Consider the following 15,654-nt stretch of genomic DNA (forward strand, 5'->3'; position numbering starts at 1 on the left):
CTTATTCCTTAGTGGTGTCCCGCAGTGCAACCGAACCGGAAGACTGCACCGTCTGGTCAGCTTCCAGACGTTTGATCCGGTGCCGGGCACGGGCCAGCGACAACCGCAGACGTAAATAAAACAGACCGCAGACAATCCAGCCCAGCACAAAACCGATACCGAACAGTACGGCCAGCAAGGTGGATACAGAATACTGTCCCTGCGCAATCAGATAATTAAATGTGACTACCTGATCGTTATTTGCGCCCAGTGTCACCGAAATGATGAAAACCACCAGTACAAGGATAAAAATCAGAAAATATTTCACCGGCGTTCCTATTATCAGGCTTGCATTCCGCGCCTGCTTCTTGCAGACGCACTAACCCCTTAAGTTACCATTTACCCCGGGGAGAATGAAAGTAATTTGTTGTGTTCCCGAGTTTTTTCCGCTTTTTTGCCGGTATCCGCACAGAATACCGGCAACGGGTTTCACGCGCCTTATAATAACATGATTTCAGGTCAGCGGCGGCGGTTGCACACCATTTTCCTTCTGTCTGTTAAGCCAGATAAAGAATATTCCGGCCAGGATTGCGTTAATAATCACAGACATAATGATATCTGACGGCCAGTGCATCCCCAGCGCCAGGCGGCTGTATTCCGCCAGAATGCCCCACAGCAGAATCACGCCCGCCAGCCCGCGGCGGCCCTGTGCGGTAAAAAACACAAAGAGTATCAGCGCCCACGCACTGGCAAACAGTGCATGACCGGATGGAAACGCATAACCGGTTTCACTTTTCCAGTGTTTCAGCAGCCAGCCGGGCACCTGATAATGATTTTTCACGGTATTTTCCAGCAGTTGTGCCCGTGCTTTCCGGGAAAGGTCATAGAACCCTTTTTCTGACACAATATGTTGCTGTGTCAGCCAGACCACATACGGGCGCGGCTCTTTAATGGTGTTTTTCATCGCCACTTTGATACCCTGTCCGGCAGCCACCACCACCAGGATCAGTGCTGCTGCACGCAGTGCCTGCTTTCTGCTGCCGCGAAACAAACGGACAAACAGAATACAAAAAATGAGTGATACGATAATGGCCAGCGGATATGCCGCGGTATCTGTCAGGTGCCACAGGCCGCGCAGCAGGTCATCATCACCTGATGGCTGCCAGCGCCAGCCGGTCAGTAATGTCACCAGCGGTACCAGCATCAGTAATATGACACCGGCGATAAAGGGTTTTGTCAGGTTTTTCATCCGGGTTGAATCATTCCGTTAAAAATAAATATTATTTTTGTCAAACTGATGTACTACTATGGTCATGTTCAGTTATTTGACCCGCAAATGGAATGTCAGTTTCATTTCCCGGGCAACGCAGATAATAACATCGCCAATACGATTATGTGCGTTTAAATAAAGATATTTATATCAATGAGTTAATAAATCATGAATAAAGAGTTGCAGTTAAAACGTGTCGCACAGGCAAAATTACCTACCCCGTTCGGGGAATTTTTGATGGTCGGATTTGAAGAAATTGCCACCGGTCACGATCACGTGGCTCTGGTGTTCGGGGACATCAGCGGTGATGAGCCGGTGTTATCCCGTGTCCATTCAGAATGTTTAACCGGTGACGCGCTGTTCAGCCTGCGCTGTGACTGTGGTTTCCAGCTGGAAGCTGCTCTGAAACAAATCTCGGAAGAAGGTCGTGGTGTATTACTGTATCACCGTCAGGAAGGCCGTAATATTGGCCTGCTGAATAAAATCCGCGCCTATGCATTACAGGATACCGGGCTGGATACTGTTGAAGCCAACCAGAAGCTGGGTTTTGCCCCGGATGAGCGCGATTTCACATTGTGCGCCGATATGTACAAACTGCTGGATGTGCACGCCATCCGCCTGCTGACCAATAACCCGGAAAAAGTCGAGATTCTGACCCAGGCCGGGATTAACATTACTGAACGCGTGCCGCTGATTGTCGGCCGTAATCCGGCTAATGCCCATTATCTGGATACCAAAGCGGAGAAAATGGGACACATGCTGTGCCAGTCTCCGGGCTGTAATCACTGATCCACCTGCAAAAGTCAGTAAAAACAGAAAAGCGCGGCAAATGCCGCGCTTTGTTTTTACCTGTCTGAATACGTTACGCCAGCATCTGCCGGATCACATAGCAGAGGATGCCGCCGTGGCGGTAATATTCCAGCTCCGTCTGTGTGTCGATACGGCACAGCGCATTCAGTTCAGTCACACGTCCGTCCGCATGTGTGATTTTCACCGGTACAATCTGTTTTGGTGTGACACTGTTCAGGCCGCCGACATCAATCAGTTCATCCCCGGTCAGCCCCAGCGTACGGCGATCGGTTCCCGCCGGAAACTCCAGCGGCAGGATCCCCATACCAATCAGGTTAGAACGGTGGATCCGCTCATAGGATTCCGTCAGCACCACTCTCACACCCAGAAGATTAGTGCCTTTCGCTGCCCAGTCACGGCTGGATCCGGAGCCGTACTCTTTTCCGGCTATCACCACCAGCGGTGTCCCTGATTCCTGATAACGCATTGCGGCATCAAAGATAGCCAGTGTTTCCCCGGACGGAATATGGCGGGTAAATCCGCCCTCCGTGCCCGGCACCATTTCATTGCGGATACGGATATTGGCAAACGTGCCGCGCACCATCACTTCATGGTTACCGCGCCGTGAGCCGTAGGAGTTAAAATCCGCCGGTTTCACGCCGTGTGCCTGTAAATAGCGCCCCGCCGGGCTGTCTGCTTTGATGTTCCCCGCCGGAGAGATATGGTCAGTGGTGACAGAATCACCGAGGATCGCCAGAATCCGCGCCTGTTTTACATCTTTGACCGGCGCCGGGGAAACCGGCATTCCCTCAAAATACGGCGGATGACGGATATAGGTGGAATCCGGCTGCCACTGGTAAGTCGGGGTATTTTCCACCGGCAGTGACTGCCACTGCTCATCACCGTCAAACACTGCCGAATACTCTTTGCGGAACATCTCTGTTTTCACTTTTTCCACTGCGGCAGCAATTGCGGCATTATCCGGCCAGATATCTTTTAACAGTACCGGCTTGCCCTGTTTGTCATAACCCAGCGGATCGGTTTCCAGATTACAGTGCAGATTGCCTGCCAGTGCATAAGCCACCACCAGCGGCGGAGAAGCCAGCCAGTTGGTTTTCACCAGCGGATGGATGCGCCCTTCAAAGTTGCGGTTGCCGGACAGCACGGCACCGACTGTCAGGTCATTCTCTTTGATGGCGGTTTCGATTTCCGCATCCAGCGGCCCGGAGTTGCCGATGCAGGTAGTACAACCATAACCGACAAGATTGAATCCCAGCTGATCCAGATACGGCGTGAATCCGGCGGCATTCAGGTAATCTGTCACCACTTTCGAACCGGGGGCCAGAGAGGTTTTCACCCACGGTTTTCGGGTCAGCCCTTTTTCAGCGGCATTTTTTGCCAGCAGACCGGCGGTCATCAGCACACCGGGGTTGGAGGTGTTGGTACAGGATGTGATAGCGGCAATCACCACGGCACCATCCTCAAGGGTAAAATCGTCGCCATGCAGAGAAACAGGCACTTTCGCCGCCGGGGACTTTTTGTTCAGTTCCAGATCAACCGCCGCCTGAAACGCGCCCGGTACCTGCGCCAGCACCACTCTGTCCTGCGGACGTTTCGGCCCGGCCAGACTGGTCTGCACATCCGCCAGATCCAGCGCCAGCCCGGAGGTAAAGCGCGGCTCATCCCCCTCGTGACGCCACAATCCCTGCGCTTTGCAGTACGTTTCCACCAGTGCGATTTCGTCATCACTACGCCCGGTCAGACGCATATAACTGAGTGTGACCTCATCCGCCGGGAAGAAACCACAGGTTGCACCGTATTCCGGTGCCATATTGGCAATCGTGGCGCGGTCAGCCAGCGGCAACTGCGCCAGACCGTCACCCCAGAATTCAACAAATTTGCCCACCACGCCGTGTTTGCGCAGCATTTGTGTCACAGTCAGTACCAGGTCAGTAGCGGTGATCCCTTCGCGCAGACGGCCGGTCAGTTTAAACCCGACCACATCCGGGATCAGCATTGACACCGGCTGTCCGAGCATCGCGGCTTCCGCTTCAATACCGCCCACGCCCCAGCCCAGCACGCCGAGGCCGTTAATCATGGTGGTGTGGGAATCTGTCCCGACCAGGGTATCCGGATAAGCATAGGTTTTACCGTCGCGGGTTTCATACCAGACTGATTTCCCGAGGTACTCGAGGTTGACCTGATGGCAGATCCCCGTTCCCGGCGGAACCACACGGAAGCGGTCAAAGGCCTGTTGTCCCCAGCGCAGAAAGCGGTAACGCTCGTTATTACGTGACATTTCAATGGCCACGTTATCAGCAAAAGCCTGCTCACTGGCATATTCATCCACCATCACCGAGTGGTCGATAACCAGATCGACCGGCGACAACGGATTGACCTTACTCTCTTCTCCGCCCAGCACGCGGATAGCCTGGCGCATCGCCGCCAGATCCACCACCGCCGGCACACCGGTAAAATCCTGCATCAGCACACGGGCGGGCCGGAAGGCAATTTCATGGTCAGCGGTGCCGGTTTTCTGCCAGTCGATCAGCGCCTGTAAATCGCGCACCTGTACGCTGTCGCCATCGAGATTACGCAACAGGTTTTCGGCCAGCACTTTCAGGGATTTGGGAAGTTTATCAAGATTGCCGAGCTGTTCCGCCAGGCGGGAGAGATGATAGATATGGTAGTGTTTTCCACCCGCTGTCAGCAGGGTTTCACACTGTTGCTTTAAGGTTAACGACATAACGCCTCCACACAGAGTGTACGGGTTAAACAGGTATCTTCCTTATTATTTTCATTATAAAGATACCATATTCCCGTAATCTTTGCGGGGGCAGCCACACAATTTGTTAATTCAATGTAACCAAAACTAACAATTTTGCAGGATAATTAATCCGGACTGTATTCTGTAATAACCCGGGTTCCCTGCCCGTCATTCTCAAATGAGATGGTATCCTGACCGCCGTTAAATAACTGCGTTACCGTCAGGTGATTATTGCCCCGCCATTTGTATTCCAGACTGACCGTATCACCATAATCTGTGAAAGACTGATCCGTGCCGGGTGTCAGTTTTTCCGTCAGATTCTTTGGCTCTCCGGTTGTGTTGCGGTAGATCCCGTAAGTTTGTACCAGATTGCTGCCTTTGTAGTAGCATTCATCCGTTGAATCATAGCTTTCCGGGTCACGCACGGTCTCTTTACAGACCGGTGCCGCCGGTACGGATGCAGATACAACCGCCGGCAACAGCCCGGCGGCAAGCAGGACAGCGCCTGTCAGTGCGGATAATTTACTCATCAGTTCCCCTGATAATAAGTATTCAGACAATCGGCAGCGGAATGTCTTTAAACATGGCTTCGATGTCTTCATTATTACGCAGCGCAATCGCTTTATCCACCACATCGCGCGTCAGATGCGGCGCGAAACGCCACATAAAATCATACATATAGGTTCTCAGGAAACTACCGCGCCGGAAACCGATTTTTGTGGTGCTGTAGCTGAATTTATCCCGCATATCGATACTGACGAGGTCTTTATCTGTCTCCGGATCGACCGCCATACTGGCAATAATCCCGATCCCGAGCCCGAGACGGACATAGGTTTTAATCACATCCGCATCTGTTGCGGTAAAGACGACTTTCGGTTTCAGCCCCTGTTTTTCAAAGGTGCTGTCCAGCTCGGAACGGCCGGTGAAACCGTGGGTATAGGTGACAATTTCATACTCCGCGATATCCGCGATAGTCAGGTCGCGCCGCTGCGCCAGCGGGTGATCACGGCGGACCACCACGGCCCGGTTCCACTGATAGCACGGCAGCATAATCAAATCGTTATACAGATGCAGGGCTTCTGTCGCGATGGCAAAATCGCTGTTGCCTTTGCAGACATCCTCGGCTATCTGTGTCGGTGTGCCCTGGTGCATATGCAGGGAAACATGCGGATAACGCTCAATAAAGCCTTTAATGACCGGCGGCAGTGCATAACGCGCCTGAGTATGGGTCGTGGCGATACTCAGGGTTCCCTGCTCCGGATACGTGTGCTCGCTGGCGACAGCCTTGATGGCATCTATTTTCGCCAGCACTTCACGGGAGATGCGGATAACAGATTCCCCGGCCGGTGTCACGTGGGTCAGATGTTTACCGCTGCGGGCAAAAATCTGCATTCCCAGCTCATCTTCCAGCATCCGGATCTGCTTACTGATACCGGGTTGTGATGTGTACAGCCCCTCGGCAGTCGAGGAGACATTCAGATTGTGATTAACCACTTCCACAATATAGCGCAGCTGCTGTAATTTCATCCGCTTATTCCTTTCCGTGCAGGTTCGGCATTGCTTACTCCTTTTTCATCTTTATTATTCCGAAAAAGAATAAGTGAGCAAATTGTTATAACGTTATTCTATTCAGTGACGATATAACAAAAAATGCACGGGCACCAGCCAAAAAATAACAGCTCAATGCCCTGATACTGCGCATTTCTCAGCAAAGCGCGGGAAATCACGGCTATTCCTTTCTTAGGCTATTTTATTTAATGCTTATAACAAAAAGCTATTAATCACTGTCTGCCGTACAATACACCGCCAGAACACTGTTTCCGGCATAAAAAAACCGGTCAGGGAAATCCTGACCGGTTTTTATTATTGTGACAACAGAACCCTATAACGACAGATTATTTGGCTTTCTCAACCCATTTGCCGTCGATATAGAATGCAGACCAGCCGGTGGCTTTGCCGTCTTTATCGGATGCCACATACTGCTGTTTGGTTTTGCGGCTCCAGCGGACAGTCGTCGGATTACCGTCCGGATCCGCCACCGGCGCTTCCGCCAGATAACGCATTTTCTCAGACAGACGATCTTTAAAGCGAACCAGTTCTGCTACCTGCGGTGCACGGGTTTCCCGTGATTTAGGGAAATTGTGCGCCGCCAGGAAGATACCGGCAGCACCATCACGCAGTACAAAGTACGCGTCTGATTTTTCGCACGGCAGTTCCGGTAACGGAACCGGATCTTCTTTCGGCGGAGCGACTTCACCGTTACGCAGAATTTTACGGGTGTTTTTACACTCGTCGTTGGTACAGCCCATGTACTTACCGAAACGCCCCATTTTCAGGTGCATCTCAGAGCCGCATTTCTCACATTCAACGACCGGGCCATCATACCCTTTAATGCGGAACTCACCTTCTTCGACTTCGTACCCTTCACATTCCGGGTTGTTACCGCAGACATGCAGTTTACGGCCGGTGTCGATCAGGTAGCTGTCCATCGCAGTGCCGCATTTCGGGCAGCGGCGGCGGGCACGCAGCGCATTGGTTTCCGCGTCATCCCCTTCAAGGATATTGAGGATTTCGTGTTCCGGAATCAGGTTGATGGTCTGCTTGCAGCGCTCTTTCGGCGGCAGAGCATAACCGGAACAGCCCAGGAATACCCCGGTGGATGCGGTACGGATCCCCATCGGGCGGGAACAGGTCGGACAGATGATCGAGGTAATGACCATCGGGTTCGTTCGCATACCGCCTTCTTCCGGCTCTTTGCCCGCGTTATCCAGCTGCTTGCTGAAATCAGCAAAGAATTCGTCCAGCACCGATTTCCACTTCGCTTCATTGTTGGCGATATGGTCGAGCTGATTTTCCATCCGTGCGGTAAAGTCGTAGTTCATCAGTTCCGCAAAGGTTTCTTCGAGACGATCGGTGACAATTTCACCCATTTTCTCAGCATAGAAACGGCGGTTTTCCACTTTCACATAACCGCGGTCCTGAATGGTGGAAATAATTGACGCATAGGTGGACGGACGACCGATACCGCGTTTTTCCAGCTCTTTAACCAGTGACGCCTCACTGAAACGCGCAGGCGGTTTAGTGAAGTGCTGTACCGGATCAATCGCTTCGCGCGTCATGACCGTGCCCGGCGCAATCGCAGGCAGCGTATTATCTTCATCATTCTTACGCAGTGCAGGCATCACTTTGGTCCAGCCGTCGAAACGCAGTGTGCGCCCTTTGGCTTTCAGTGTGAAATCACCCGCTTCTGCGGTCAGTGTGGTGGAATCGTATTTTGCCGGTGTCATCTGACACGCGACAAACTGACGCCAGATCAACTGATACAGGCGGCGCGCATCCGGCTCCATATCCTTGAGCATCTCTTCCGTTACAGCGATATCAGACGGACGGATAGCTTCGTGCGCTTCCTGGGAATTCTCTTTGTTGCTGTACAGATTCGGCGAGGCAGGCAGATACTTATCACCGAAATTCTCAGTGATATAGTCACGCGCCATTGTAATGGCATCCTGGCTCAGGTTGGTGGAATCGGTACGCATATAGGTGATGTGACCGGCTTCATAAAGACGCTGTGCCATCATCATGGTTTTCTTCACACCAAAGCTCAGGCGCGTGCTCGCGGCCTGCTGGAGTGTGGAGGTAATAAACGGTGCACCCGGCTTGCTGGAGGTCGGACGGTCTTCGCGGTCAGTAATTTTAAAGGTGGCAGCCTGTAACTTGCTGACAGCAGCATGTGCCTGTTTCTCATTGACCGCTTTAAAGGTTTTGCCGTTTTCCTGCACCACTTCCATGCGCAGCTGATCTTTTTTATCAGACAGCAGTGCGTGGATCTGCCAGTACTCTTCCGGTACAAACGCTTTGATTTCGCGCTCGCGCTCAACAATCAGACGCACCGCGACAGACTGCACACGACCGGCGGATAAACCACGGGCAATTTTCTTCCACAGTAGCGGAGACACCATGTAACCCACCACGCGATCCATAAAGCGGCGCGCCTGCTGGGCATTCACACGGTCAATATTCAGTTCGCCCGGCTGTTCAAACGCCTGACTTATCGCATTTTTGGTGATTTCATTAAATACAACCCGGCTGAAGCGGCTGTCATCACCGCCGATCACTTCCCGCAGGTGCCATGCAATGGCTTCCCCTTCGCGGTCAAGGTCCGTTGCGAGATAGATGTGTGATGCATCGGCGGCCAGGTGCTGTAATTCAGAAACAACCTTTTCTTTGCCCGGCAGAATCTGATAATCCGCTTCCCAGCCGTGGTACGGGTCAACACCCATCCGGCTGACCAGCGCTGTGCGTTCGTCTTTTTTAACTTTTTTCGTTTTATCGCCTGCAGCAGCGGGTTTACGGCTCGCTGAACCACTCGTCGGCAGATCCCGGATGTGACCGACGCTGGATTTCACCACGTAGTCTTTGCCGAGATACTTGTTAATCGTTTTGGCTTTTGCCGGGGACTCCACGATGACAAGAGCTTTACCCATAATTATCATTACCTAAATTTTCGGGGCGATTATAAAAACGCCAATTTTTGCGTTAAATACACTGCCTTTTATATTGAGGCACTTTCGTAATAGATCAACTCTTTTTATACTAATGCTTTGTTTCAACTCAAAACATCTGTCAGGAAATGATGTATTTTTAATATCGCCGTCACCGGAGTGTATTACGCAAATAGTCTTCCCGCCACGTTGCGGGGCTCTTGAAAAGTTCACACTCTACCTGATAAATAGTGATGCGCAACAAATTATTTTTCAAAGGAGTTCACAGAATGCAAAAAGAAACCATCGCCATCAGCAAACAAGAGCTGTTAGAAAAAGCCAATAAAATCATACAGGAACATGAAGATTTTCTGGAGGGTATGCAGGCTGATGATGTTGAACAGAAATCCGGCGTATTGGTTTTTAAAGGTGAATACTTTTTAGACGACCAGGGCCTGCCGACACTCAAAAGTGCGGCCGTCTTTAATATGTTTAAACATCTCGCTCACGTTCTGTCAGAACAATATCATCTGGCGGATTAACAGACGGATACCAGAATAGTCACCGGTCGGATAATAATAATCCGCAAAGAATAACGGCAGCCTGCGCTGCCGTTATTTATATTGAGACGGTTATTTCCCGACCGGGCCATTCCCGCGCTGCCACCAGCGGAGAATAAGGCGGTCAGCACTCATCATCACACTCTGGGTGATTTTATCAATAAGACGCTTACGGCGGAAATAACGCACCTGAATCACTTCATGGTCAGGAATTGCCGCGACAATTAAATCATCACTCACTGCCAGCTCATCAACCAGTCCCAGCTCTTTTGCCTGGGTGCCGTACCAGTGTTCACCGGTCGCCACTTTATCAATGTCCAGAGACGGACGGTTCTGAGAAACAAAGCTTTTGAACAGAACGTGCGTTTCATCCAGCTCCTGCTGGAATTTCTCACGGCCTTCATCGGTATTCTGCCCGATGAATGTCAGCGTGCGTTTATATTGACCGGCAGTATGCATTTCCACATCAATATCATTTTTCTTCAGCAGACGATGGATGTTAGGCACCTGTGCCACCACGCCAATCGAACCGACAATCGCAAACGGCGCGGCCACAATTTTATCCGCCACACACGCCATCATATAACCACCACTGGCCGCGACTTTATCAACCGCAATGGTAATACGGATATTTTTCTCACGCAGACGGGTCAGCTGAGCGGCTGCCAGACCATAGGCGTGAACCAGTCCGCCCGGACTTTCCAGACGCACCAGCACTTCATCCAGACCCGGCTCGGCCACGGACAGAATAATGGTGATTTCTTCACGCAGTGATTCCACCTCGTGCGCATCCAGGCTGCCTTTAAAGTCAATTACATAGATACAGGATTTGCGCAGACGGGTCTGACCGTTTTTGGCGTTGCTTTTGTCTTTTTTATCTTCGTTTTTTTGTTGTTTTTTAAACGCTTTATTCCAGACTTTCTGTTCTGCTTCGCTCATGCGGGCATGTTGCATTTCACGCTGTCTGTCGCGGTAGTTTTCACCCAGATCCGTCAGACGTAATTTACCCAGAGACTGCCCTTTACGGATGCTGAGCATGACAAAGAACACGACAATGGCAATGATTGCCAGAACAATAGTTACGGTTTCAGCAAGAAACAAACCGTATTGTGAGAGAAACTCCACCGGCACACCTTAATACTGTTAAATTGAATGGCACTATTTTAACTAAAAAATCTGATAAATGCTCAACTAGTTTTGTAACCCTTGATGGCAATCACGCCCTGAGGACGGTATGATAAAAACGGGTTCACACCCTGTCCGGGATGTGATACCCGTCCATTTGCTTTTCCGGAGTTATCACCATGCATAATAATGATGTATCCCGCTTTTCCCCGTCCTCCCCTGATGCACTGAAGAATAAAATCATCCTGATAACCGGTGCCGGTGACGGGATTGGCCGTGAAGCCGCCCTGACCTATGCCCGCTACGGTGCGGAACTGATCCTGACCGGCCGGACAGAATCCAAATTACAGGCCGTCCGTGATGAAATCACGCAGCGTTACGGGTCAGTGCCGCGTATTTATCATCAGGACTTACTGACACTGACAGAAGCGCAAAGCCGTCAGTTCGCTGCCGCGCTGGAACAGGAGATTCCGCGGCTGGATGGCGTACTGCACAACGCCGGTATTCTGGGCGTGGTCGCGCCGCTCACTGAGCAGCCGGTACAGTTATGGCAGGATGTAATGCAGGTGAATGTTAATGGTACCTTTATACTGACACAGGCACTGTTACCGCTCCTGCTGAAATCCCCGCAGAGTTCGCTGGTATTCACATCATCAAGTGTCGGCCGCGAAGGCCGTGCCGCATGGGGAGCCTATGCCGTCTCAAAATTTGCCACTGAAGGTATGATGCAGGTTCTGGCTGAGGAATATAAAGGCACAGGGCTGCGCGTCAGCTGCATTAATCCGGGCGGTACCCGCACGGCCATGCGCGCCGGCGCATTTCCGGATGAGGCATCAGAAAAACTGAAAACCCCGGCGGATATTATGCCGACCTATTTATATGTGATGTGTGATGACAGTGCCGGTAAAAACGGGATCAGCTATGATGCGCAGCCCGGACGCAAAGCCGGACCGGCGGAATAATTAAAGGCAGTAACGTCAGTGTGCCGGGGGCGTTTCATCCGTTTGCAGCGGTAAAACCCCGGCACCGAAAATTTCACCGGTTTCCTGCACAAACTCACTGAATCTCCGGCTCTCTTCTTTGTCAGTCTTATTCTCTTTATCGCTTTGCAGCAGTATCTGACGGTAACGATTAGCCATCCGCATCAGTACCGTGTGATAACGGCTGTATATTTCATATTTTTTTGTCACATCAGTCTGATGCCGGAACTCCGTCACAATATCAGTGATTTTCTCTGCATCCTCACGCAATTCCGCATCCTGAAACTGAATGTCATGCGGGCGGAAAGTATTACCGGTATCCGCATCCTGTTCCGGGGTGAGCACCGTATTATCCGGTAATAAACTGACACCGCGCGGATTGTATTCCAGGAACCGGCGGAATTCATTTTCATTCATACAGATTGTCATCATTCCTTTTTCTCCGGCAATAAATCTGTCCAGCACCGCTTTTATATCAGGTACATCGGAAGAGAACCGGCATTTAAACAGGTTATTATCGATAACGTCGGCATTACTGGTCCGCAACGGTCCCTGATAATAATGGCCGTCAAATTTAAATGTCTTTACCATGGAATTAAATTGCGGTGAATACAGCGTATCGCCGTCATGAATGGTATAGGAATAATAACGGGCACGGGAAGGATTGAGGATTCCGCCGCTGTTTCCGGGATAAGCCATAAAGGAAATCTGTTGTCCCTGCGGGGTTTCCAGCTTATTCAGACCGGATGGCAGATAAACAATGCCCTCCGCGTCATGTGCAAGGTGATAACTTTTTCCGTTTACCGTAAAAAACAGATCATCCCCGGTAATATTACTGTAGTAATACCGGCTCAGTTCAGGTGTGCCGGGCTGTGTTTCGTCATCACATCCGGGGAGCAGAAAGATGAGCGTTAACAGACCGCATCTGGTTATCGCAATAATCATCTCCTCGCAGATATATCTCTGTTTCCCGGTCATTCACCGGCGGGAAATACTGTTTTGATTATTTTAACCCACACTGCGGGTATTTGCATGACTCCTGTACAAAAAAACGCCCCGTGCGATGGCACAGGACGTTTATAAGAACAAATACAGGCTGAAATAACAGAAAATACCGGTTTTACGTAACCGGATTATTATTTACCGGTACGGCGTTTCTGTGTATTTCCGGTACCCTGACGGGTTGATGACGGACGCCCGGAATTACGTTTTGATGCGGTGGTGCCGACTTGTGAGTGACGTTTTACCGCACGGCGGATCTGATTGGCTTTGATCCGGCGTTTATCACTTTCCACAGAAACCTTGGTGGTGGTTTCCGCCGGCAGTCCCACCAGTTCGCGCAGGTAGTTGGTTTTTTCCAGGTTCAGTTCCACCCATCCGCCACGCGGCAGCGCTTTCGGCAGATCGATGTCGCCGTAACGGACACGGATCAGGCGGCTGACCTGCACACCGACCGCTTCCCACATCCGGCGGACTTCACGGTTACGACCTTCGGTCAGGGAGACATTAAACCACTGGTTGATACCTTCCCCGCCTTTGAATTTCAGCGAGCGGAATGAAGCCGGACCATCTTCCAGCTGAACACCTTTGAGCAGTTGATTGCGTTTGGCATCATCCACTTCACCGAAGACACGGACCGCATATTCACGCTCCACTTCACGGCTCGGGTGCATCAGGCGGTTTGCCAGTTCCCCGTCGGTGGTGAACAGCAGTAATCCGCTGGTATTCACATCCAGGCGACCGACGGCAATCCAGCGGGCTCCCTGAATACGCGGCAGACGATCAAAGACTGTCGGACGGCCGTCCGGGTCGTGGCGGGTACATAATTCCCCTTCCGGCTTGTAATACGCCAGAACACGACACGGGTTTTTCTGTGCATCTTTGATGCCTAAAATCCGGCCGTCGAGGCGGATTTTAGCATTCGTATTAACATCGATACGGTCACCCAGTGTGGCAGTTTTGCCGTCAATGGAGATACGGCCCGCTTCGATGTAACTTTCAATTTCGCGGCGTGAGCCATGCCCTGCATGCGCCAACACCTTTTGTAACTTTTCTGTTTTCTGGCTCATTGAGCACCCTCTGCTGTCGCCTTCACAGGCGTCATAAAAATCAACCGCAGCATTATACACAGGTTAATGCACGGCGCTAACGCATTTTACACATGTGACGCACACGGCGGTCACAGGAACGGCGTTACATCTCCGGTTCCTTCACGCACCACAACCGGCACGTCGTCAGTCAAATCGATAACCGTGGTCGGTTGCTGGCCGATATAACCGCCGTGGATCACCAGATCCACCTGCTTGCCCAGGGTATCGTTAATTTCTTCCGGATCAGATTCCGCAAAATCATTGCCCGGCAGGATCAGACTGGCTGACATCAGCGGTTCACCCATTGCAGCAAGTAAATCCATGGCAATCGGGTTTGCCGGAATACGCAGACCAATCGTTTTACGTTTTTCACTCATCAGACGGCGCGGCACTTCTTTGGTTGCCCGCAGAATAAAGGTGTAATTACCCGGTGTATTATTTTTGATTAAACGGAATACCGTGTTATCCACATGTGCATAGGTGGAGATATCCGATAAATCGCGGCACATCAGGGTAAAGTTATGATTACTGTCTATCTGACGCAGACGGCAGATCCGCTGTAACGCATCTTTATCTTCCAGGCGGCAGCCGATGGCATAGCCGGAATCGGTCGGGTAAATCACCACGCCGCCTTTGTTAAAAATCTCCACGCTCTGATTGATCAGGCGTGCCTGCGGGTTATCCGGATGGATATAAAACATCTGGCCCATGTTGTTTCCTCTGTTAATCCTTCAGTGACCAATCCTGCCAGATTGGTATTACATCACCCGGTAACCACAATTTACGGCCCAGTTCTATCCACGAACACGGCTGATGAAAATCGGATCCCTGGGAGGCTTTTAATCCGTATGTTATTGCGTATTGCGCCAGAGTCCGGCGCTCATCCGGAGCCTGCTGACACTGCGCCACTTCCATGCCATCCCCGCCGGCCTGTCTAAAGAAATCACACAGGCGCTTAAGCCACTTGGCGGATAAGCCATAGCGGCCGGGATGTGCCAGCACGGCCTGTCCGCCGGCGGCATGAATGGCCTGTACCGCGTCAGGGATATCACACCACTGCGGCGGCACATAACCGGTTTTGTTACGGGCGAGATAACGTTTGAACACTTTCGGAATCGTCGGTTCCACACCACGGGCGATCAACACCCGGGCGAAGTGTCCGCGCGTGACTTCACCGCCCTGCGCCAGCTCATTCGCCTCATCCCAGGTGCCTTCAATTCCGGCCTTTGCCAGCCGTTCACTGATAAGCATCCCGCGTGCCCGGCGCCGTTCTGACTGCTGCGCCAGTAATTCTGTCATTGCCGGATGGGTAATATCAATATTCAGCCCGACAATATGAATCTCATGATGTTCCCAAAGCGTTGATATTTCAACACCATTAATCACCGTCAGCGGTAAATTATTTGCCTGCTGATAATGATGTGCCGCCGGAAGTGCATCCGTGGTGTCGTGATCGGTAATTGCCAGCACGGTCACCTTTATCTCAACGGCTCTGTCCAGTAACTGCTCCGGTGTCAGCATGCCGTCTGACGCAGTGGTATGGCTGTGTAAATCATAGCACGACAGGTCAATACCTGTATTTTCCGGCTCCATCGCGTCTCCCTTCTGTTCTG

14 protein-coding genes are annotated in these 15,654 nt (G+C 51.5%); 3 read left to right on the forward strand and 11 right to left on the reverse strand.

From position 1 onward, the window contains the following. Position 1: 1 nt before the first annotated feature. Together GN208_RS05275 and GN208_RS05280 are read right to left on the reverse strand one after the other, a co-directional pair. Entirely contained in the window at positions 2-307 is a 306-nt protein-coding gene (locus tag GN208_RS05275; protein ID WP_015422730.1) for a LapA family protein, read from the reverse strand. A 186-nt stretch (positions 308-493) separates the two neighbouring features. Then, positions 494-1,228 (reverse strand): phosphatase PAP2 family protein, encoded by a 735-nt coding sequence (locus GN208_RS05280; protein WP_004238135.1) that lies wholly within the window; start codon positions 1,226-1,228, stop codon positions 494-496. A 201-nt stretch (positions 1,229-1,429) separates the two neighbouring features. On the opposite strand from GN208_RS05280, the gene ribA reads away from it, so the two are divergent. Further along, the gene (ribA, locus tag GN208_RS05285) at positions 1,430-2,038 is read left to right on the forward strand and encodes a GTP cyclohydrolase II (RefSeq protein WP_024473150.1); all 609 of its coding nucleotides are present in this window, start codon (positions 1,430-1,432) and stop codon (positions 2,036-2,038) included. Positions 2,039-2,111: 73 nt separating this feature from the next. On the opposite strand, the gene acnA is transcribed toward ribA, so the two are convergent. The 4 genes from acnA to topA all read right to left on the reverse strand — a co-directional run bounded on the left by acnA (position 2,112) and on the right by topA (position 9,289). Beyond that, a complete protein-coding gene (gene acnA / locus GN208_RS05290) occupies positions 2,112-4,784 on the reverse strand; it encodes an aconitate hydratase AcnA (protein WP_004238137.1) in 2,673 nt (890 codons plus the stop codon). A 146-nt stretch (positions 4,785-4,930) separates the two neighbouring features. Further along, positions 4,931-5,335, reverse strand: coding sequence for a hypothetical protein (locus GN208_RS05295; RefSeq protein ID WP_004239223.1), 405 nt, complete (start codon positions 5,333-5,335; stop codon positions 4,931-4,933). A gap of 22 nt (positions 5,336-5,357) precedes the next feature. Then, the gene (cysB, locus tag GN208_RS05300) at positions 5,358-6,332 is read right to left on the reverse strand and encodes an HTH-type transcriptional regulator CysB (RefSeq protein ID WP_004238139.1); all 975 of its coding nucleotides are present in this window, start codon (positions 6,330-6,332) and stop codon (positions 5,358-5,360) included. A 368-nt stretch (positions 6,333-6,700) separates the two neighbouring features. Further along, positions 6,701-9,289 (reverse strand): type I DNA topoisomerase, encoded by a 2,589-nt coding sequence (gene topA, locus GN208_RS05305; protein ID WP_004239222.1) that lies wholly within the window; start codon positions 9,287-9,289, stop codon positions 6,701-6,703. 287 nt (positions 9,290-9,576) lie between these two features. Between topA and GN208_RS05310 the strand changes: the two genes are divergently transcribed. Then, positions 9,577-9,828, forward strand: a complete 252-nt coding sequence (locus GN208_RS05310) for a YciN family protein (protein ID WP_015422731.1) — start codon at positions 9,577-9,579, stop codon at positions 9,826-9,828. A gap of 90 nt (positions 9,829-9,918) precedes the next feature. Here GN208_RS05310 and sohB read toward each other — a convergent pair whose 3' ends face one another. After that, on the reverse strand, positions 9,919-10,971 hold the full coding sequence (gene sohB / locus GN208_RS05315) for a protease SohB (RefSeq protein ID WP_004239219.1): 1,053 nt from the start codon (positions 10,969-10,971) through the stop codon (positions 9,919-9,921). Positions 10,972-11,150: 179 nt separating this feature from the next. Here sohB and GN208_RS05320 point away from each other — a divergent pair, with 179 nt between their 5' ends. Then, entirely contained in the window at positions 11,151-11,933 is a 783-nt protein-coding gene (locus GN208_RS05320; protein ID WP_004238143.1) for a YciK family oxidoreductase, read from the forward strand. A 15-nt stretch (positions 11,934-11,948) separates the two neighbouring features. Here the strand turns inward: GN208_RS05320 and GN208_RS05325 are convergent, their stop codons facing one another. The 4 genes from GN208_RS05325 to GN208_RS05340 all read right to left on the reverse strand — a co-directional run bounded on the left by GN208_RS05325 (position 11,949) and on the right by GN208_RS05340 (position 15,634). Continuing rightward, positions 11,949-12,896, reverse strand: coding sequence for a hypothetical protein (locus tag GN208_RS05325; RefSeq protein ID WP_004238145.1), 948 nt, complete (start codon positions 12,894-12,896; stop codon positions 11,949-11,951). A 191-nt stretch (positions 12,897-13,087) separates the two neighbouring features. Continuing rightward, positions 13,088-14,020, reverse strand: a complete 933-nt coding sequence (gene rluB, locus GN208_RS05330; RefSeq protein WP_004238146.1) for a 23S rRNA pseudouridine(2605) synthase RluB — start codon at positions 14,018-14,020, stop codon at positions 13,088-13,090. A 110-nt stretch (positions 14,021-14,130) separates the two neighbouring features. After that, positions 14,131-14,751, reverse strand: a complete 621-nt coding sequence (locus tag GN208_RS05335; protein WP_004238147.1) for an L-threonylcarbamoyladenylate synthase — start codon at positions 14,749-14,751, stop codon at positions 14,131-14,133. 13 nt (positions 14,752-14,764) lie between these two features. After that, on the reverse strand, positions 14,765-15,634 hold the full coding sequence (locus tag GN208_RS05340; protein WP_015422733.1) for a PHP domain-containing protein: 870 nt from the start codon (positions 15,632-15,634) through the stop codon (positions 14,765-14,767). Between the last annotated feature and the right edge of the window lie 20 nt (positions 15,635-15,654).

This window comes from Morganella sp. HSTU-ASny43, from assembly GCF_022819185.1.
In the GTDB taxonomy this organism is placed as follows: domain Bacteria; phylum Pseudomonadota; class Gammaproteobacteria; order Enterobacterales; family Enterobacteriaceae; genus Morganella; species Morganella morganii.